Below are 19596 nucleotides of genomic sequence, written 5' to 3'. Positions count from 1 at the left end.
AGCGCTGACCCCGCCGGCCCCTACCGCTTCGGCCCCTACCGCTTCGGGCTGTCGTCCTCGCCGATGTGGTGGACGCGGACCATGTTCGTCGAGCCGGACACGCCGGGAGGCGAGCCCGCGGTGATGACGACGACGTCGCCCTCGCGGCAGCGGCCGTACTTGAGGAGCAGTTCGTCCACCTGGTCGACCATCGCGTCGGTGGAGTCGACGTGCGGGCCGAGGAAGGTCTCCACGCCCCAGGTGAGGCTGAGCTGGGAGCGGGTGGCCTGTTCGGGGGTGAAGGCGAGGAGGGGGATCGGGGAGCGGTAGCGGGAGAGGCGGCGGGCGGTGTCGCCGGACTGGGTGAAGGCGACGAGGAACCGGGCGCCGAGGAAGTCGCCCATCTCGGCCGCCGCGCGGGCGACCGCGCCGCCCTGGGTGCGGGGCTTGTTGCGGTCGGTCAGGGGCGGCAGGCCCTTGGCGAGGATGTCCTCCTCGGCCGCTTCGACGATCTTCGCCATCGTCCGCACGGTCTCGATGGGGTACTTGCCGACGCTGGTCTCACCGGAGAGCATCACCGCGTCCGTGCCGTCGATGACGGCGTTGGCGACGTCCGAGGCCTCGGCGCGGGTCGGGCGGGAGTTGTCGATCATGGAGTCGAGCATCTGGGTGGCGACGATGACCGGCTTGGCGTTGCGCTTGGCGAGCTTGATGGCCCGCTTCTGGACGATCGGGACCTGCTCCAGCGGCATCTCCACACCGAGGTCGCCGCGGGCGACCATGATGCCGTCGAAGTTGGCGACGATGTCGTCGATCGCGTCGACGGCCTGTGGCTTCTCCACCTTGGCGATCACGGGGAGGCGGCGGCCCTCCTCGTCCATGATGCGGTGGACGTCCTCGACGTCCTTGCCGGAGCGGACGAAGGAGAGGGCGATCACGTCGCAGCCGGTGCGCAGCGCCCAGCGCAGGTCGTCCTCGTCCTTCTCGGAGAGGGCGGGTACGGAGACGGCGACGCCGGGGAGGTTGAGGCCCTTGTGGTCGGAGATGATGCCGCCTTCGACGACACGGGTGCGGACCCGGGGGCCGTCGACGCCGGTGACTTCGAGGCAGACCTTGCCGTCGTCGACGAGGATGCGCTCCCCGGGGGTGACGTCGGCGGCAAGGCCCGCGTAGGTGGTGCCGCAGGCGTGGCGGTCGCCTTCGGCACCTTCTTCGACAGTGATGGTGAAGGTGTCACCGCGTTCAAGGAGTACGGGGCCTTCGGTGAAGCGGCCGAGACGGATCTTCGGGCCCTGAAGATCGGCGAGGATCCCTACGCTGCGGCCGGTTTCGTCGGCCGCCTTGCGCACGCGCTGGTAACGCTCCTCGTGTTCGGCGTGGATGCCGTGACTGAGGTTGAGTCGGGCGACGTCCATTCCGGCATCGACCAGTGCCTTGATCTGGTCGTACGAGTCGGTGGCGGGGCCCAGAGTACAGACGATCTTTGCTCGGCGCATGGTTCGAGCCTAGGGCTTACCGGTGGGTAGAGAATTGGGGCTACGTGACTACTCAACAACCGTTGAGTAAAGGGTTGTTGACAAGTGTTGAATTGTGCGACGGCTCGCTCCTATGAGCGATGTTTTTCGGGCATCCGTTCTGCGTACGCGCATTTCCCGGGGCGGGGGTGGCGGTCGCCGGTGCGGCGGTGTTCTAGAACGGCTGCCGGGTCTGCCTCGCCTAATGGGTCTGACAGGTCTGACCGATCCGGTTGATCTGCCGTGTCCGTGGCACCCGGGCGGCGGCCTCCTGAAGTCCGAAGGTGGTGAAGGCCGTTCGGGTGGCGGGCGGGTAGGGCTCCTTGCCGGTGACGGAGTTGAGGATGGTGGCGCTGCGCCAGGCGGCGAGGCCGAGGTCGGGGGCGCCGACGCCGTGGGTGTGGAGTTCGGCGTTCTGGACGTAGACCGAGCCGGTGACGGACGCGTCGAGGTCGAGGCGGAACTCCTCGTCGATGCGCGGGCGTTCGCTGCGGTCGCGGCGCAGGTGGGGGTCGAGTCCGGCGAGGATGCGGTCCAGGGGGCGTTCGCGGTAGCCGGTGGCCAGGACGACGGCGTCGGTGGTGAGGCGGGAGCGGTCGCCCTGCTGGAGGTGTTCCAGGTGGAGTTCGATCTTCGTGTTGGCGATGCGGCCGGCGGTGCGGACACGGACGCCGGGGGTGAGGACGGTGTCGGGCCAGCCGCCGTCGAGGGTGCGCCGGTACAGCTCGTCGTGGATGGCGGCGAGGGTGCCGGCGTCGATGCCCTTGTGGAGCTGCCACTGGGCGGCGACGAGGCGGTCGCGTACGGGTTCGTCCAGGGCGTGGAAGTAGCGGGTGTAGTCGGGGGTGAAGTGTTCGAGGCCGAGTTTGGAGTACTCCATCGGCGCGAACGCCTCGGTGCGGCCGATCCAGTGGAGCTGTTCACGGCCGGGCGGTCGGTGGCGCAGCAGGTCGAGGAAGACCTCGGCGCCGGACTGTCCCGAGCCGACGACGGTGACGTGTCCGGCGGCGAGGACGGTGTCGCGGTGGTCGAGGTAGTCGGCGGCGTGCAGGACAGGTACGCCGGGGGCGTCGGCGAGGGGTTTGAGGGGCTCGGGGACGTGGGGGGCGGTGCCGACGCCGAGGACGATGTCGCGGGTGTAGGTGCGGCCCAGCGCCTCGGCCTCGCCGTCGGTGTCGAGCTGGGTGAAGTCGACCTCGAACACGTCGCGTTCGGGGTTCCAGCGGACGGCGTCGACCTGGTGCCGGAAGTGCAGTCCGGGAAGCTGCTGGGAGACCCAGCGGCAGTAGGCGTCGTACTCCGCGCGCTGGATGTGGAAGCGCTCGGCGAAGTAGAAGGGGAAGAGCCGTTCGCGGGTGCGGAGGTAGTTGAGGAAGCTCCAGGGGCTGGTGGGGTCGGCGAGGGTCACCAGGTCGGCGAGGAAGGGGACTTGGAGGGTGGCGCCGTCGATGAGCAGGCCGGGGTGCCAGTCGAAGCCGGGGCGTTGTTCGTAGAAGACGGCGTCGAGTTCGGCGAGGGGGTGGGCAAGGGCGGCCAGGGAGAGGTTGCAGGGGCCGATGCCGATGCCGACGAGGTCGCGCGGGGAGTCGGGCTCGTGGCGTGGGGGGAGGTTCATCCGGGGGTGTTTCCTTCGACGAGTTTCAGGAGGTGGGCCAGGTCGGACGGCCGGGTGTGGGGGTTGAGGACGGTGACCTTGAGCCAGAGCCTGCCGTCGAGGCGGGCCCGGCCGAGGACGGCTCGTCCCTCGTGCAGGAGCCGGCGGCGTACGGCGTCCACGGCGTCGTCGGTCGCACCGGTGGGCCGGAACAGGACGGTGCTGATGGTGGGCCGGTCGTGGAGCTCGAAGGCGTCACTGCCCTGGACGAGGGCGGCGAACTCGTGTGCGCGGGCGCAGACCTGGTCGACCAGGTCGCCGAGGCCGGTGCGGCCGAGGGTCTTGAGGGTGACGGCGATCTTGAGGATGTCGGGCCGGCGGGTGGTGCGCGGGGAGCGGTCGAGCAGGTCGGGGAAGCCCGCTTCGGTGTCGTCGTCGGCGTTCAGATAGTCGGCGCGCTGGTGGAGGGCGGCGAGCTCGTGGGGGCGGGCGACGGCGAGGAGGCCGGCGGCGACCGGTTGCCAGCCGAGTTTGTGCAGGTCGAGGGTGACGGTGTGGGCGGCGTCGAGGCCGGCGAGCTGGGCGCGGTGCCGGTCGCTGAAGAGGAGACCTCCCCCGTAGGCGGCGTCGATGTGCAGGCGGGCGCCGTGGGCTGTGCACAGGTCGGCGATCTCGGGGAGCGGGTCGATGAGCCCGGCGTCGGTGGTGCCCGCGGTCGCGGCGACCAGCACCGGGCCGGGGAGTGCGGCCAGCGTCCGGTCGAGGGCGGCGGGGTCGAGGGTGCCGTTCGGGGCGGGGACGACGACGGGGTCGGGCAGGCCGAGGAGCCAGGCGGCACGGGGCAGGGAGTGGTGGGCGTTCGCTCCGCAGACGAGCCGGACGTCGTTTCCGCGTGCTCCGCGGGCTTCGTCGGCTCCGCCGGCTTCCTCGGCTCCGTCGGCTGCGTGGGCTTCGTCGGCTGCATGCGCTTCGCGGGCGCCGAGGGCTTCGCGGGCGAGGAGCAGGGCGAGTTGGTTGGACTCGGTGCCGCCGGTGGTGACCAGGGCGTCGGCCAGGCCGGTGAGCCGGGCGAGGGCGCGGGTGACCTCGGCTTCCAGGGCGGAGGCGGCGGGGGCCTGGTCCCAGGAGTCCAGAGAGGGGTTGAGGGCGCTGACGGCGAGGTCGGCGGCGGTGGCGACGGCGAGCGGCGGGCAGTGCAGGTGGGCCGCGCACAGGGGGGTGGCGGGGTCGGCGGCGCCCGCGGCGAGGGTGTGCACGAGGGTGCGCAGGGCGTCGGGGTCGCCCTCGTCGGGCAGGGCGTCCCCGAGGGCGGCCGCCACACGCGCGGCGACGGCCTGCGGGCCGCCGGCCGGCAGGGGTCCGCCGCGGGCTCGCGCGCCGCTGTCCAGCGCGTCGAGGACGGTGGCCAGCAGAGGGCGCAGGGCGTCGGTGCCGTCGGGGCCGGAGGCGAGGGGTGGCGGCGTGCGCATGGGCTACTCCTCGCGGGGCTTTTGCCGGGGATTCTGACTGCTGTCTTCCAGCTTGTACGGGAAGAGGGCCCTGTGTCCGGAAAGCCCAACGATCGGAACCCGAAAGTGGGTACTGCCGTACGGGGAAAACACGTTGGAACGCGGTCCCCCTCGGGCATGCGAACGGCCGGCCTCCGGCACCCGGGGGTGCAGGAGACCGGCCGTGGGCCGGTGGGCCGGGGTTACTCGCCGCGGACGCGCAACGCGCGGGCCAGGTCGTCGAGTTCGTCGACCAGTTTGCGGCGGAGGGCGACGACCGGCTCGGCGTCGCGCAGGCAGGCCTCGCCGAGGGCGAGGTTCTCGGCGTCGACGGCGTGGTGCGGGAAGGCCCACTTGCCGGCGGCGACGGCGATGGCGGGGCCGCGGCGGGCGGCGACGGCGACGACGTCCTGGTAGAAGCGCGGCACGTACTCCCGGACCAGGTCGGCCTGTTCGGGCTGCCAGAAGCCCTGGGCGGTGGCCGTGAAGAGGTAGTTCGAGAGGTCGTCGCCGGCGAACATCGCCTCCCAGGCCGCACGCTTGGCCTCGGGGTCCGGCAGGGCGGCGCGGCAGCGGGCGGCGCCCTCCTGTCCGGTGGCGGACGGGTCGCGCTCCAGCTCGGCGGCGATCGCGGCCTCGTCGGTGGCGCCGAGCACGGCGAGCCTGCCGAGGACGCGCCAGCGCAGCTCGGGGTCGAGTTCCGGGCCGCCGGGCACCGTGCCGTCGGCGAGCCAGGCGGCGATGGTGTCGGGGTGGGCGGCGACGTCGATGAAGTGCCGTACGGCGACCAGGCGCAGGCCGGGGTTGTCGCCGTCCTCGGTGCGGCGCAGCAGGTCGCGGCAGAGGGAGCCGAGGGTGGCGAGGGCGGCGGGGCGGTCCTCGGGCCTGGTGTAGCGGTCGGCCACGTGGGCGGAGGCGAAGGCGAGGACGCCCTGGACGAGGGCCAGGTCGGTCTCCAGGGGGAGGTGGGCGCGGGCCGTCTCCAGGTAGGCGGCGGGCGCCAGTTCGCCGTCGCGGACGGCGTCCCTGAGGGCGTTCCAGACGACCGCGCGGGTGAGCGGGTCGGGGAGTCCGGACAGGCCGGCGCGGATCGCGTCGAAGGACTCGGTGTCGAAGCGGATCTTGGCGTAGGTCAGGTCGCCGTCGTTGAGCAGGACGAGTGCGGGGCGCTTGCCGAGGGGCTGGGGGGCGTCCTGCGGGACGTCGAGGTCGACGCGTTCACGCAGGGTGAGCCGGCCCTCGTCGGCCAGGTCACGGTCGTAGAGGCCGACGGTGACGCGGTGCGGGCGGCTGCCCGCGCGCTCGACGGTGAGGGTGCGCTCGCCGTCGGCGGAGCCGATCACCGGGGTGAGGGTGTCGACGCCGGTGGTGCGCAGCCAGGCGTCGGCCCAGCCGGGCACGTCGCGTGCGGTGGCGGCGGCGAGGGAGTCGATGAAGTCGGCGAGGGCGGCGTTGGCGAAGCGGTGCCGCTTGAAGTGGATGTTGATGCCGGCGAGGAAGTCCTTCTCGCCGAGCCAGGCGACGAGTTGGCGCAGGGCGGAGGCGCCCTTGGCGTAGGAGATGCCGTCGAAGTTGAGCAGGGCGGAGGCGGTGTCGTCGACGGCTTCGGGGGCGACGGGGTGGGTGGAGGGGCGCTGGTCGGCGTCGTAGCCCCAGGCCTTGCGGGTGACGCCGAACTCGACCCAGGGTTCGGTGAAGCGGGTGGCTTCGAGGGTGGTCTGGTAGCCCATGTACTCGGCGAAGGACTCGTTGAGCCAGATGTCGTCCCACCACGTGAGGGTGACGAGGTCGCCGAACCACATGTGGGCCATCTCGTGGGCGATGACCATGGCACGGGTCTGCCGCTCGGTGTCGGTGACGGCGGAGCGGAAGACGAAGTCGTCACGGAAGGTGACCAGGCCCGGGTTCTCCATGGCGCCGGCGTTGAACTCGGGGACGAACGCCTGGTCGTAGGAGTCGAAGGGGTAGGGCTCCTCGAACTTCTCGTGGTAGCGGTCGAAGCACGCGCGCGTGACGTCGAGGATCTCCTCGGCGTCGGCGTCGAGGTGGGGGGCGAGGGAGCGGCGGCAGTGGATGCCGAAGGGCAGGCCGCGGTGCTCGGTGCGCACGGAGTGGAAGGGGCCGGCGGCGACGGCGACGAGGTAGGTGGAGATCAGCGGGGTCGTGGCGGCCCGCCAGCGGCCCTGGCCGAGGTGTTCGGTGACGCCGTTGGCGAGGACGGTCCAGCCTTCGGGGGCGGTGACGGTGAGGTCGAAGACGGCCTTGAGGTCGGGCTGGTCGAAGGCGGCGAAGACGCGCTGGACGTCGTCCATGAACATCTGCGTGTAGACGTAGGTCTCGCCGTCGGAGGGGTCGGTGAAGCGGTGCATGCCCTCGCCGGTGCGCGAGTAGGTCATGGTCGCGTCGACGTGGAGTTCGTGCTCGCCGGCGGTGAGGTTCTTCAGCGGCAGCCGGCTCTCGTGCAGGGTCTCGGGGTCGAGGGGCTGTCCGTCGAGCGTGACGGCGCGCAGCTCGGCGGGCTTCAGTTCGACGAACGTGTCCCCGTCGGACCGTGCCGTGAAGCGGATCACGGTGCGGGAGCCGAAGGTCTCGTCCCCGGTGGTGAGGTCGAGTTCGACGGTGTAGCGGTGGACGTCGAGGAACTGTGCTCGGAGCTGCGCTTCGTCGCGCGTCAGTACGGACATGCAGGCCATGCTGCCCGATGGCACGGACAGCGCACAGGGGCGGGGCGGAATGCGGTTTATATCCACCCCGGCCCGCCCACTGCCCGCCGTCCTTGGCTGCCGTCTCTGCCTGCCGTCCCTGCCCGCCGTCCCTGGCTGCCGCCTCTGCCCGCCGGGCTACCGCCTGCTGTCGGTACGGGTCAGTCGGTCGGTGCGGGCCGTCCGTTGGCGGTGTCCTCGGCGATGCGCTCGTGGTGCCGGATCACCTCGGCGACGATGAAGTTCAGGAACTTCTCGGCGAAGGCGGGGTCGAGCCGGGCGTTCTCGGCGAGGCTGCGCAGGCGGGCGATCTGGCGGGCCTCGCGGGCCGGGTCGGCGGGCGGGAGCCGGTGCACCGCCTTGAGCCGGCCGACCTGCTGGGTGGCCTTGAACCGCTCGGCCAGCATGTGGACGACGGCCGCGTCGATGTTATCGATGCTCTCGCGCAGCCGCTCCAACTCCTGGCGGACCGCGGGGTCGACGTCACCGGTACCGGTGTTGCTGATGGTCATGGCCGTCCACCCTAAGGGGCACGGCGCTTCCTCTCACGGGCTGTTCGCCATGTGGTCAGCCGTCGATCGTGGGCGGGTCGTCGGGGTCCGGGATCCGGTCGCTCCAGCCGCCGGGCACGGTGCGGCCCTGCTGGGCGCGGAAGCGGACCGGGGCGAGGCCGACACGGCGGGTGAACAGGCGGGAGAAGTAGGCGGGGTCGTCGTAGCCGACGCGGCGGGCGACGGACGCGACGGGCAGTTCGGTGGCGGCGAGGAGTTCCTTGGCGCGGCCGAGGCGGATGCCGAGGAGGTAGTCCTTGGGGCTGCATCCGGCGGCGCGGCGGACGGCGCCGCGCAGTGCGGCGGGGGTCATGCCGTGCACGCGCGCGTGGTCGGCGACGCTCATGGGCTTGCAGGCGTCCCGGGCGAGGGCCTCCAGGACCTGGTCGCCGTCGGGGGCGACGTCGGCGCGGGCGCGGCGCAGCGAGACGAGGAGTTCGTGGACGGCGGCGCCGGTCTCGACGTCGAGCAGGGGGTTGCCGCGGCGGGCGGCGCGCACGACGCGGGCGACGACGGCGCGGGGTGCGGAGGCGTCGGAGAGCGGGACGACGGGCCGGTCGGGCTCGATGTAGCCGAGTTCGGTGTAGGTCGCGGCGGCGGGGCCCGTGAAGTCGACGAAGCCCTCGTCCCAGCCGGTGTCCGGGTCGGGCCCGTAGTGGTGCGGGACGCCGGGGGTGAGCCACAGCAGGGCGGGGGCGGTGACGGTGGTGCGGCGGCCGTCGGCGCCCCGGTACCAGCCGCTCCCGGTGCTGATCACGACGGCCACGTGGTGGTCGAGGGTGCGCGGGCCGACCGTGGGCAGGGCGCCGTACTGGAGGCCGACGCCGAGGCAGACCAGGCCGAGGCGGTGGTGGGCGGGGCCGGGGCTGAAGAACCGCATCCAGGTGTGGTACATCGGTGCTCCTCCCGGGGTCGGCGGCGGCTGAGGCCTGTGCGAGCTGCGGCTTCTCGTGAGAACGCTCGTGAGAACGGCATCTTCTCGTGCGAGCCGCACCTTCTCGTGAGAGCCGCGTTTTTGTCCAAGCAGCGCCGATCTTCGTCCATGGCGCCGGTCGTCGCCAGGGGGCGAGGCTTGCGGTCATGAGCGAGTTCACGGTGGGGGAATCCGACTTCCTGCTGGACGGGCGGCCGGTGCGGCTGCTGTCCGGGGCCTTCCACTACTTCCGGGTGCACGAGGCGCAGTGGGGTCATCGGCTGGCGATGCTGCGGGCGATGGGCCTCAACTGCGTGGAGACGTACGTCCCGTGGAACCTGCACGAGCCGCGCGCGGGGGTGGTGCGGGACGTGGAGGCGGTCGGCCGCTTCCTGGACGCGGTCCGTGCGGCCGGGATGTGGGCGATCGTGCGGCCGGGGCCGTACATCTGCGCGGAGTGGGAGAACGGCGGTCTGCCGCACTGGGTGACCGCCGGGGCGGGTACGCGCGTGCGTACCGGCGACGAGCGCTTCCTCGCCCCCGTGCGCGCGTGGTTCCACCGTCTGATGCCCGAGATCGTCTCCCGGCAGGCCGACCGGGGCGGTCCGGTGATCATGGTGCAGGTCGAGAACGAGTACGGCAGTCACGGCTCGGACGCGGACTACCTGGAGCGGCTGGCCCGGCTGCTGCGTGCCACGGGTGTCACGGTCCCGCTGTTCACCTCGGACGGTCCCGAGGACCACATGCTCACCGGTGGTTCGCTGCCCGGGGTGCTCGCCACGGTGAACTTCGGCTCCCACGCGCGCGAGGCCTTCGAGTCGCTGCGCCGTCATCGCCCCGCGGGTCCGCTGATGTGCATGGAGTTCTGGTGCGGCTGGTTCGACCATTGGGGCGGAAAGCACGCCGTACGGGATCCCGGGGAGGCGGCGCGGGTGCTGCGGGAGATCCTGGAGTGCGGGGCGTCGGTGAACCTGTACATGGCGCACGGGGGCACGAGTTTCGGGGGCTGGGCGGGCGCGAACCGGGGTGGTGAGCTGCACGAGGGTCCGCTGGAGCCGGATGTGACCTCCTACGACTACGACGCGCCGGTGGACGAGTACGGCCGCCCGACCCGGAAGTTCTGGAGCTTTCGTGAGGTGCTCGCCGCGTACCACCCGGATCCGCTGCCCGAACCGCCGCCCGCGCCCGCCGCGTTGGACTCCCCGGCCGACGTGGCCCTGACCGGATGGGCGCCGCTGGACGATGTGCTGGAGGCGCTCGGCGGCCCGGAGACCGTCACGGCGACGCCGCCCGCCTTCGAGGACCTGGGCGTCGCCCGGGGCGTCGTCCGCTACGAGGTGGGGGTGCCGGGGCCGCGCCGGCCGTATCCGCTGAGCGTGCGCGGGCTGCGGGATCTCGCCGTGGTGTACGTCGACGGGGAGCGGGCCGGGGTGCTCACGGAGGAGGAGCCGGGCCTCGGGGAGCCGGTGGCGGGGCCCGCGCGGGTGGAGCTGTGGGTGGAGTCCCTGGGGCGGGTCAACTACGGGCCGCGGACCGGCGAGGCGAAGGGCATCACGGGGGGTGTCCTGCACGAGCGGCAGTATCTGCACGGGGTACGCGCGCGCGGCCTCGACCTGGACGCGTTCGGCGACGGTGTGGGTCCGGTGCCCTTCGGGGCTCTCCCCCCGGGCGGCGCGCCGGGGCTGTACCGGGGCACCGTCACGGTGCGCCGGGCCGGGGACGCGCGGCTCGAACTGCCGGGGCGGACCCGGGGCTTCGTGTGGATCAACGGCTTCGGTCTGGGCCGCTACTGGTCCGTGGGGCCGCAGGAGTCCCTGTACGTGCCGGGTCCCGTGCTGCGGGAGGGCGAGAACGAGGTGTGGGTGCTGGAACTGCAGGAGACCGCCCCCAGGGCGCCCGCGCCACGCCTGCTCGGCCCGCCGTGATCCCACGCGTGGCGCTTCCCACGTAGGCGGCGCTCCCCCGCAGCCGGCGTCTCCCCCGTGGGCGGCGCCTGCCCCACCGCTGGCGCCTTTCCCGGGCACGCCGGGGCAGTCATACAGTGAAGGGAAAGGCATTTCCCTGCGTCTTCGGGGGTACGGGCGTGGCGAACGGCGGACCGGTCGAGCACGGCTTTCCGCACCTGGACACGGTGCGGGCCGCCGTCACCGCGCTGTACCGGCGGCTGTCGTACGACACCGTCCAGACCTTCTCGACCAGTGTGGCCCCGGTGGACGTGGCCTTCTGCGACACGGACGACCTCCATCTGGGGGCGCAGCGCGTGGCCCGCGAGATCGTGCGGCACTTCCGGCTGCCGGACGCCCGGCTGATCGTCGGGTTCCGGGAGATGACACACGCGGCGAACGTCGAACTGACGGCGGGCCCCGAGTACTTCGTCGAGCTGAACGACCGTTTCCGCACCCATCGCAGGGACATCGGCGCGGCGCTGGCGCACGAGGTGACCCACGTGTATCTGCACCGCCTCGGTCTCGCCTTCCCCACGACGGCGGAGAACGAGATCCTCACGGACACGGTGACGACGTATCTCGGCGCGGGCTGGCTGCTGCTGGACGCCTACCGTGAGGACGGTGTCTCCTCGCAGAAGCTCGGGTATCTGACCCCGGAGGAGTTCGGGTACGTCCTGGCCAAGCGGTCGCTGCTGTTCCACGAGGATCCCTCCGTGTGGTTCACCAGCGCCCAGGCCTGGACGGCGTACACGAAGGGCATGGAGCGCGCCCGCCGGGACGAGCGGCAGCCCCCGCTCACGGCCGCCGGCTGGGCGGGCCGGCGCCGCTACGCCCACGACCGGCGCCACGCGCCCGGCATCGCCCCGGCCGCGCCCTACTCCTTCACCTCCGACACGGGCGGCCGGCTGCGCGTGAGCTTCCCCTGCCCCACCTGCCACCAGCGCATCCGTGTCCCGGTCCGGGGCCGGGTCCGGGCCCGCTGCGGGCTGTGCCGCACCGTCCTGGAGTGCGACACGTAGCCGTGCCCGCGTCACGTCATGCGTGGACGGCGAGCCCGTCCAGCACCATCGACAGGTACTGGCGGGCAATCTCCTCCGGGCTGTGCTGTCCGCCGGGCCGGTACCAGGAGGCGGCGACCCACACGGTGTCGCGGACGAAGCGGTAGGCGAGCCGGAGGTCGAGGTCGGCGCGGAACGCCCCGTCGGCGACGCCGCGTTCCAGCGTGGACAGCCACGCCTTCTCGAACCGGCGCTGGGACTCGGCGAGGAACGCGAACCGGTCCTGTGCGACGAGTTGCCTGCTCTCCTTCTGGTAGATGGCGACGGCGGCGCGGTGCCGGTCGATCTCCCGGAAGGACTCGGTGACGAGGGCCTCCAGCGTCTCGCGGGGCCCGAGGCCGGCGGCCAGGACGGTGTCGTAGCCCTGCCACAGCTCGTCGAGGAAGGTGCGCAGGATCTCCTCCAGCATCGACTCCTTGGAGTCGAAGTGGTAGTAGAGGCTGCCCGCGAGCATCCCGGCGTGGTCCGCGATCTTGCGGACGGTGGTGGCGTTGTAGCCCTGCTCGGCGAACACCTCGGCGGCGGTACCGAGGAGTTCGCGGCGGCGTTCGGTTGCTCCGGTCACCTGGGGCTTCTTCTTGGTCGGCACGGACCCATTGTGTCCCCGCGGGGCGGACGCGCCGGCAGCGGCGGCCCCCGCGGGCACGCTCACGCCGGCCGTACGACGCCGGCGGCGCGTGCGGCCGCGAGCCAGTGGGGGAACTCGCCGACGAGACGGTCGTACAGCTCCGCGTCCGAGACGCGCCGCGGGTCCTGTCCGGCGTGGAAGAAACCGGCGTTGTCCACGAGCCGCTTGCCGGGGACCGGGAGTTCGTCCAGTTTCCGCAGGAACTCGAACTGCCGGCTGCCCGGGTCGCCGAAGCCGACGAACTGCCAGAACAGCGGGAGCCGGGACGCCTTGCACAGATAGCGTTCGGCGGCGAGCTTGTTGATCGGGCCGCCGTCGGTCTGGAAGACGACGAGGGCGGGGGCGGTGGCGCCGCTGTCGAGGTAGTGGTCGATGACGGCGTCCATGGCCAGGTGGTAGCTGGTCCTGCCCATGTGCCCGAGCCCGGCGGCGATCCGCTCGATGCGGCCCTCGTGGCCGGTGAGGGCGATGTCGGTGACCGCGTCGATGTCCGTGGAGAAGAACACGACCGGTACCCGGCCGTCGTCGTCCAGGTGTGCGGACAGGCCGAGCACCCGGTCGGCGAGCGCCTGCACGCTGCCGTCCTTGTAGTACGGCTTCATCGAGCCGGAGTGATCGACGACCAGGTAGACGGCGGCCCGCAGGTCGTCCAGGCCGTGTTTGGTGAGCGACACCCCGGCCGCCTGGTAGGCGCCCACGAGAGCGGGCGCGCTCTCCTCCACCTTGCGCAGACTGATCGCGGCCATGGTCCCCCCTCGGCGTGTGGCACGGCGAGCCTACGTGATCGCGGACCCGCGCTCGCTCGCGCCATTCGGGTTCGCTACCCGTACATGACGGGCCCGCTGGTCCCTTGAGGCCCACGGCGGCAAAGGCCGGACGCAGGACGGCGCCTGCCCGGTGTCCAGGTCGGGGACAGGTCGGGCAGGCGCCAGGGTGTTCCGTACCTCGTTGTACGGGACGTTCGGTGAGACCTTGTCAGGTCTCGGGGGCCGTCAGACCGCGAGGGCGCGGTCGGTCGGGCGGATCGGGGCCGGCAGGTCGCTGGCTCCGGTCAGGTGGCGGTCGACGCCGCGGGCGGCCGAGCGGCCCTCCGCGATCGCCCACACGATGAGGGACTGGCCGCGGCCGGCGTCACCGGCGACGAACACGCCGGGCACGTTGGTCTGGAAGTCGGCGTCGCGGGCGATGTTGCCGCGCTCGTCCAGGTCCAGGCCGAACTGCTCGACCATGCCGTTCTCGCGGTCGGTGCCGGTGAAGCCCATGGCGAGGGTGACCAGCTGGGCGGGGATCCTGCGCTCCGTGCCCGGCTTGGAGGTCAGCCTGCCGTCGACGAACTCGACCTCGGCGAGGTGCAGCCACTGCACGTTGCCGTCCTCGTCGCCCTCGAAGTGGGTGGTGGAGGCGGAGTAGATCCGCTCGCCGCCCTCCTCGTGGGCCGAGGTGACCTTGTAGAGGATCGGGAAGGTCGGCCAGGGCTGGCTGGCCGAGTGCCGCTCGTCGTTCGGGCGGGGCATGATCTCCAGCTGGGTGACGGAGGCAGCGCCCTGGCGGTGGGCGGTGCCCACGCAGTCCGCGCCGGTGTCACCGCCGCCGATGACGACGACGTGCCTGCCCTCGGCCGACAGCGGCGTGGTGACGTAGTCGCCCTCCTGGACCTTGTTGGCCAGCGGCAGGTACTCCATCGCCTGGTGGATGCCGTTCAGCTCCCGCCCGGGGACGGGCAGATCGCGGGCGGTGGTGGCGCCGACGGCGAGGACGACGGCGTCGTAGCGCTTCTTCAGGTCCGTGGCCTTGATGTCGCGGCCGACCTCGACGCCGGTGCGGAAGCGGGTGCCCTCCGCGCGCATCTGCTCGATGCGGCGGTTGATGTGCCGCTTCTCCATCTTGAACTCGGGGATGCCGTAGCGCAGGAGGCCGCCGACGCGGTCCGCGCGCTCGTAGACGGCGACGGTGTGGCCGGCCCGGGTCAGCTGCTGGGCGGCGGCGAGACCCGCCGGGCCCGAGCCGATGACCGCGACCGTCTTGCCCGAGAGGCGCTCGGGGATCTGCGGGGCGACGTCCCCGGTCTCCCACGCCTTGTCGATGATCGAGACCTCGACGTTCTTGATGGTGACCGGCTGCTGGTTGATGCCGAGCACGCACGCCGACTCGCAGGGGGCCGGGCAGAGGCGACCGGTGAACTCCGGGAAGTTGTTGGTCGCGTGCAGGCGCTCCTGGGCGGCCGCCCAGTCCTCGCGGTAGGCGTAGTCGTTCCACTCGGGGATCAGGTTCCCGAGCGGGCAGCCGTTGTGGCAGAACGGGATGCCGCAGTCCATGCAGCGGCTGGCCTGCTTGCTGATGATGGGCAGCAGGGAGCCGGGGACGTAGACCTCGTTCCAGTCCCGCACGCGCTCGGCGACGGGACGGGACGTGGCGACCTCACGGCCGTGGTTCAGGAAGCCCTTCGGGTCAGCCATGGGTCGCCGCCTCCATCATCTTCTCGGTGATCTCGGTCTCGGAGAGACCGGCTCGCTCGGCGGCGTCCTTGGCGGCGAGCACTGCCTTGTAGGTGCTGGGGATGATCTTGCTGAACCGCTGGGCGGCCGTGTCCCAGTCGGCGAGCAGCTTCTCGGCGACCGTGGAGCCGGTCTCCTCGGCGTGGCGGCGCACCACGTCGTGCAGCCACTGCTTGTCCGTCTCGTCCAGGGCCTCGACGGACCCGGCGGCGGCGACGTTGACGTTGTCGCGGTCGAGGTCGATGACGTAGGCGATGCCACCGGACATGCCCGCCGCGAAGTTGCGGCCGGTCGGCCCGAGCACCACCGCGTGTCCGCCGGTCATGTACTCGCAGCCGTGGTCGCCCACGCCCTCGGAGACGACCAGCGCGCCGGAGTTGCGCACGCAGAACCGCTCACCGGTACGGCCGCGCAGGAACAGCTCGCCGCCGGTGGCGCCGTAGCCGATGGTGTTGCCCGCGATGGTGGAGTACTCGGCGAGGTGGTCGGCCGCGCGGTCCGGGCGGACGACGATCCGGCCGCCGGACAGGCCCTTGCCGACGTAGTCGTTGGCGTCGCCCTCCAGGCGCAGCGTGACGCCGCGCGGCAGGAACGCGCCGAAGGACTGGCCGGCGGAACCGGTGAAGGTGATGTCGATGGTGTCGGCGGGCAGGCCCGCGCCGCCGAACTTCTTCGTCACCTCGTGGCCGAGCATGGTGCCGACCGTGCGGTTGATGTTGCGGATGGCGAGCTGGGCGCGCACCGGCTGGGCCTCGGTGGCGTCGGAGGCGGCGAGCGCGTCCGCGGCCAGCTTGACCAGCTGGTTGTCCAGGGCCTTCTCCAGGCCGTGGTCCTGGGCGACGACCTGGTGGCGCACGGCGCCCTCGGGCAGCGACGGCACGTGGAACAGCGGCTCCAGGTCCAGGCCCTGCGCCTTCCAGTGGTCGACGGCGCGGTGGACGTCGAGGACCTCGGCGTGACCGACGGCCTCCTCGATGGAGCGGAAGCCCAGCTCGGCCAGCAGTTCGCGGACCTCTTCGGCGATGAACCTGAAGAAGTTGACGATGTACTCGGCCTTGCCGGTGAAGCGGTCGCGCAGGGTCGGGTTCTGGGTGGCGATGCCGACCGGACAGGTGTCCAGGTGGCAGACGCGCATCATCACGCAGCCGGAGACGACGAGCGGAGCGGTCGCGAAACCGAACTCCTCGGCGCCGAGCAGCGCGGCGATGACCACGTCACGGCCGGTCTTGAGCTGGCCGTCCGTCTGGACGACGATGCGGTCGCGCAGGCCGTTGAGCAGCAGGGTCTGCTGGGTCTCGGCCAGGCCCAGCTCCCAGGGGCCGCCCGCGTGCTTCAGGGAGGTCAGCGGGGAGGCACCGGTGCCGCCGTCGTGACCGGAGATGAGGACGACGTCCGCGTGCGCCTTGGACACACCGGCCGCGACCGTGCCGACGCCGACCTCGGAGACCAGCTTCACATGGATGCGGGCGGCCGGGTTGGCGTTCTTGAGGTCGTGGATCAGCTGGGCCAGGTCCTCGATGGAGTAGATGTCGTGGTGCGGCGGCGGGGAGATCAGGCCCACGCCCGGCGTCGAGTGACGCGTCTTGGCGACCCACGGGTAGACCTTGTGGCCGGGCAGCTGGCCGCCCTCGCCGGGCTTGGCGCCCTGGGCCATCTTGATCTGGATGTCGTCCGCGTTGACCAGGTACTCGGAGGTGACGCCGAAGCGGCCGGAGGCGACCTGCTTGATGGCGCTGCGCCGCGCGGGGTCGTACAGACGGTCCGGGTCCTCGCCGCCCTCACCGGTGTTGGACTTGGCGCCCAGCTGGTTCATGGCGATGGCGAGGGTCTCGTGCGCCTCCTTGGAGATGGAGCCGTACGACATGGCGCCGGTGGAGAAGCGCTTGACGATCTCGCTGACCGGCTCGACCTCGTCGATGGAGATCGGCTCGCGCCCGGAGGCGAAGCCGAACAGGCCGCGCAGCGTCATCAGGCGCTCGGACTGCTCGTTCACGCGCTCGGTGTACTTCTTGAAGATGTCGTAGCGGCCCGAGCGGGTGGAGTGCTGGAGGCGGAAGACCGTGTCCGGGTCGAACAGGTGCGGCTCGCCCTCGCGGCGCCACTGGTACTCGCCGCCGATCTCCAGCGCGCGGTGCGCGGGAGCGATGCCGGAGGCGGGGTAGGCCTTGGCGTGGTGGGCGGCGACCTCCGCCGCGATGACGTCGATGCCGACGCCGCCGATCTTGGTGGCGGTGCCGTTGAAGTACTCCTCGACGAAGGCGTCGTCCAGGCCGACGGCCTCGAAGACCTGCGCGCCGCGGTAGGAGGCGACGGTCGAGATGCCCATCTTGGACATGACCTTCAGGACGCCCTTGCCGAGGGCGTGGATCAGGTTGCGGATGGCCTGCTCGGGCTCTATGTCCGACAGGAAGGTGCCCGCGCGGACCAGGTCCTCGACGGACTCCATCGCCAGGTACGGGTTCACGGCGGCGGCGCCGAAGCCGATCAGCAGGGCGACGTGGTGGACCTCGCGGACGTCGCCGGCCTCGACCAGCAGGCCCACGTGGGTGCGCTGCTTGGTGCGGATGAGGTGGTGGTGGACGGCCGCGGTGAGCAGCAGCGACGGGATCGGCGCGTGCTCGGCGTCCGAGTGGCGGTCCGAGAGGACGATCAGGCGGGCGCCGTTCTCGATGGCCGCGTCGGCCTCGGCGCAGATCTCCTCGATCCGGGCGGCGAGGGCGTCGCCGCCGCCGCCGACCCGGTAGAGGCCGGAGAGGGTCGCGGCCTTGAAGCCGGGCATGTCGCCGTCGGCGTTGATGTGGATGAGCTTGGCCAGCTCGTCGTTGTCGATGACCGGGAAGGGCAGCGACACGGACCGGCAGGAGGCGGCGGTCGGGTCGAGCAGGTTGCCCTGGGGGCCGAGCGAGCTGCGCAGGGAGGTGACCAGCTCTTCGCGGATCGCGTCCAGCGGCGGGTTGGTGACCTGCGCGAACAGCTGCGTGAAGTAGTCGAAGAGTAGCCGGGGGCGCTCGGACAGCGCGGCGATCGGCGAGTCGGTGCCCATGGAGCCGATCGGCTCGGCGCCGGCCTTGGCCATCGGCGCGAGCAGGACGCGCAGCTCCTCCTCGGTGTAGCCGAAGGTCTGCTGGCGGCGGGTGACCGAGGCGTGGGTGTGGACGATGTGCTCGCGCTCGGGCAGGTCGCCCAGCTCGATCTCGCCGGCCTCCAGCCAGTCGGCGTACGGCTGCTCGGCGGCGAGGGACGCCTTGATCTCGTCGTCCTCGATGATGCGGTGCTCGGCGGTGTCGACGAGGAACATGCGGCCGGGCTGCAGGCGGCCCTTGCGGACGACCTTGGCCGGGTCGATGTCCAGGACGCCGACCTCGGAGCCGAGGACGACGAGGCCGTCGTCGGTGACCCAGTAGCGGCCGGGGCGCAGGCCGTTGCGGTCGAGGACGGCGCCGACCTGGGTGCCGTCGGTGAAGGTGACGCAGGCGGGGCCGTCCCAGGGCTCCATCATCGTGGAGTGGAACTGGTAGAAGGCACGCCGGGCCGGGTCCATGGCGTCGTGGTTCTCCCACGCCTCCGGGATCATCATCAGCACGGAGTGCGGCAGGGAACGGCCGCCGAGGTGCAGCAGCTCCAGGACCTCGTCGAAGGACGCGGAGTCGGAGGCGTCGGGGGTGCAGACCGGGAAGATCCGCTCGATGTCGCGGTCGCCGAACAGGTCGGACACCAGCTGGGACTCGCGGGCGCGCATCCAGTTGCGGTTGCCCTTGACGGTGTTGATCTCACCGTTGTGGGCGACGAAGCGGTAGGGGTGCGCGAGCGGCCACGACGGGAAGGTGTTCGTGGAGAAGCGCGAGTGGACGAGCGCGATCGCGGAGGAGAAGCGGCGGTCGGACAGGTCCGGGAAGAAGGGCTCCAGCTGGCCGGTGGTCAGCATGCCCTTGTAGACGATCGTGCGGGCCGACAGGGACGGGAAGTAGACCCCGGCCTCGCGTTCGGCGCGCTTGCGCAGCACGAACGCCTTGCGGTCCAGCGCGATGCCCTCGCTGACACCGTCGCTCACGAAGATCTGCCGGAAGGCCGGCATGGTGGAGCGGGCGGTGGCGCCGAGCAGTTCGGGGGCGACCGGGACCTCGCGCCAGCCGAGGACCGTGAGGCCCTCCTCGGCGGCGATCGTCTCGATCCGCGAGGCGGAGTCCTGCGTCTCCTCCTCCGGCAGGAAGGCGATGCCTACGGCATACGAGCCCGCCTTGGGAAGGTCGAATCCGGCCACCTCCCGCAGGAAGGCGTCGGGCACCTGGGAGAGGATTCCCGCACCGTCGCCGGAGTCCGGCTCGGAGCCGGTGGCGCCGCGGTGCTCAAGGTTACGCAGGACAGTCAGCGCCTGCTCGACCAGCGCATGGCTCGCCTCACCGGTGAGGGTGGCCACGAAGCCGACGCCACAGGCGTCGCGCTCGTTGCGGGGGTCGTACATTCCCTGCGGGGCAGGGCGAGCATCCATGAAGGACCAGTTTCGGCCATTCGTGGAATGCTGGGACGGCTGGCGCGTCGAACGCATCGGCTCTCCCGTCGTCGTCAAGTGGCAAGTTCAGATGCCGAGGGACGACGTTGGCCCTCTGCGGAGCTACAAAATTTCACGCAGATTACATGATGGATCGTTTCTCGGGAACCGGATACTCCGTTCCAACATGCGGACGCCGCAAGGATGGCGGCGGATGCCGTGGGGGTCACGACAGGGTGC

Annotated in this window: 12 protein-coding genes; 2 read left to right on the top strand and 10 right to left on the bottom strand. The window is 71.7% G+C overall.

The features are described 5' to 3' along the window. Nucleotides 1-35 precede the first annotated feature (35 nt). The 6 genes from pyk to ACGFYV_RS28405 form a co-directional block, all read right to left on the bottom strand. Complete coding sequence (gene pyk, locus ACGFYV_RS28430) at nucleotides 36-1475, bottom strand: pyruvate kinase (protein ID WP_393881343.1); 1440 nt, start codon at nucleotides 1473-1475, stop codon at nucleotides 36-38. Nucleotides 1476-1695: 220 nt separating this feature from the next. Then, nucleotides 1696-3108 (bottom strand): lysine N(6)-hydroxylase/L-ornithine N(5)-oxygenase family protein, encoded by a 1413-nt coding sequence (locus ACGFYV_RS28425; protein ID WP_393881342.1) that lies wholly within the window; start codon nucleotides 3106-3108, stop codon nucleotides 1696-1698. Continuing rightward, entirely contained in the window at nucleotides 3105-4556 is a 1452-nt protein-coding gene (locus ACGFYV_RS28420) for a pyridoxal phosphate-dependent decarboxylase family protein (protein WP_393881341.1), read from the bottom strand. Before ACGFYV_RS28420 ends, ACGFYV_RS28425 begins: the two co-directional genes overlap by 4 nt. A 221-nt stretch (nucleotides 4557-4777) precedes the next feature. Beyond that, nucleotides 4778-7258 (bottom strand): aminopeptidase N, encoded by a 2481-nt coding sequence (pepN, locus tag ACGFYV_RS28415; protein ID WP_393881340.1) that lies wholly within the window; start codon nucleotides 7256-7258, stop codon nucleotides 4778-4780. A 179-nt stretch (nucleotides 7259-7437) separates the two neighbouring features. After that, nucleotides 7438-7788: a chorismate mutase gene (locus ACGFYV_RS28410; protein WP_393881339.1), complete on the bottom strand. Its 351-nt coding sequence runs from the start codon at nucleotides 7786-7788 to the stop codon at nucleotides 7438-7440. Nucleotides 7789-7843: 55 nt separating this feature from the next. Further along, entirely contained in the window at nucleotides 7844-8722 is an 879-nt protein-coding gene (locus tag ACGFYV_RS28405; protein WP_393881338.1) for a helix-turn-helix domain-containing protein, read from the bottom strand. Nucleotides 8723-8907: 185 nt separating this feature from the next. Between ACGFYV_RS28405 and ACGFYV_RS28400 the strand changes: the two genes are divergently transcribed. Further along, nucleotides 8908-10665 carry a beta-galactosidase family protein gene (locus ACGFYV_RS28400; protein WP_393881337.1) on the top strand — a complete coding sequence of 586 codons (1758 nt, stop codon included), beginning with the start codon at nucleotides 8908-8910 and terminating at the stop codon, nucleotides 10663-10665. 158 nt (nucleotides 10666-10823) lie between these two features. Beyond that, a complete protein-coding gene (locus tag ACGFYV_RS28395) occupies nucleotides 10824-11705 on the top strand; it encodes a hypothetical protein (protein WP_393881336.1) in 882 nt (293 codons plus the stop codon). 16 nt (nucleotides 11706-11721) lie between these two features. Here ACGFYV_RS28395 and ACGFYV_RS28390 read toward each other — a convergent pair whose 3' ends face one another. From ACGFYV_RS28390 to gltB, 4 genes are all read right to left on the bottom strand, one after another. Continuing rightward, on the bottom strand, nucleotides 11722-12333 hold the full coding sequence (locus tag ACGFYV_RS28390) for a TetR/AcrR family transcriptional regulator (protein ID WP_393881335.1): 612 nt from the start codon (nucleotides 12331-12333) through the stop codon (nucleotides 11722-11724). Nucleotides 12334-12392: 59 nt separating this feature from the next. Further along, nucleotides 12393-13118 (bottom strand): VWA domain-containing protein, encoded by a 726-nt coding sequence (locus tag ACGFYV_RS28385; protein WP_393881334.1) that lies wholly within the window; start codon nucleotides 13116-13118, stop codon nucleotides 12393-12395. A gap of 246 nt (nucleotides 13119-13364) precedes the next feature. After that, nucleotides 13365-14828 (bottom strand): glutamate synthase subunit beta, encoded by a 1464-nt coding sequence (locus tag ACGFYV_RS28380; protein ID WP_393881333.1) that lies wholly within the window; start codon nucleotides 14826-14828, stop codon nucleotides 13365-13367. After that, nucleotides 14821-19413 (bottom strand): glutamate synthase large subunit, encoded by a 4593-nt coding sequence (gltB, locus tag ACGFYV_RS28375; protein ID WP_393881332.1) that lies wholly within the window; start codon nucleotides 19411-19413, stop codon nucleotides 14821-14823. Before gltB ends, ACGFYV_RS28380 begins: the two co-directional genes overlap by 8 nt. Nucleotides 19414-19596 lie beyond the last annotated feature (183 nt).

The organism is Streptomyces sp. NPDC048297 (genome assembly GCF_043201585.1).
In the GTDB taxonomy this organism is placed as follows: domain Bacteria; phylum Actinomycetota; class Actinomycetes; order Streptomycetales; family Streptomycetaceae; genus Streptomyces.
Note: the sequence above shows the minus strand (reverse complement) of the source record. Positions and strands in the feature narration are given on the sequence as shown.

What these genes read in the sequence shown, in the direction of transcription:
- ACGFYV_RS28405 (WP_393881338.1), bottom strand. Translation starts at nt 8,722, where the DNA reads ATGTACCACACCTGGATGCGGTTCTTCAGCCCCGGCCCCGCCCACCAC.
- ACGFYV_RS28385 (WP_393881334.1), bottom strand. Translation starts at nt 13,118, where the DNA reads ATGGCCGCGATCAGTCTGCGCAAGGTGGAGGAGAGCGCGCCCGCTCTC.
- ACGFYV_RS28425 (WP_393881342.1), bottom strand. Translation starts at nt 3,108, where the DNA reads ATGAACCTCCCCCCACGCCACGAGCCCGACTCCCCGCGCGACCTCGTC.
- pepN (WP_393881340.1), bottom strand. Translation starts at nt 7,258, where the DNA reads ATGTCCGTACTGACGCGCGACGAAGCGCAGCTCCGAGCACAGTTCCTC.
- pyk (WP_393881343.1), bottom strand. Translation starts at nt 1,475, where the DNA reads ATGCGCCGAGCAAAGATCGTCTGTACTCTGGGCCCCGCCACCGACTCG.
- ACGFYV_RS28420 (WP_393881341.1), bottom strand. Translation starts at nt 4,556, where the DNA reads ATGCGCACGCCGCCACCCCTCGCCTCCGGCCCCGACGGCACCGACGCC.
- ACGFYV_RS28410 (WP_393881339.1), bottom strand. Translation starts at nt 7,788, where the DNA reads ATGACCATCAGCAACACCGGTACCGGTGACGTCGACCCCGCGGTCCGC.
- ACGFYV_RS28400 (WP_393881337.1), top strand. Translation starts at nt 8,908, where the DNA reads ATGAGCGAGTTCACGGTGGGGGAATCCGACTTCCTGCTGGACGGGCGG.
- ACGFYV_RS28380 (WP_393881333.1), bottom strand. Translation starts at nt 14,828, where the DNA reads ATGGCTGACCCGAAGGGCTTCCTGAACCACGGCCGTGAGGTCGCCACG.
- gltB (WP_393881332.1), bottom strand. Translation starts at nt 19,413, where the DNA reads ATGCGTTCGACGCGCCAGCCGTCCCAGCATTCCACGAATGGCCGAAAC.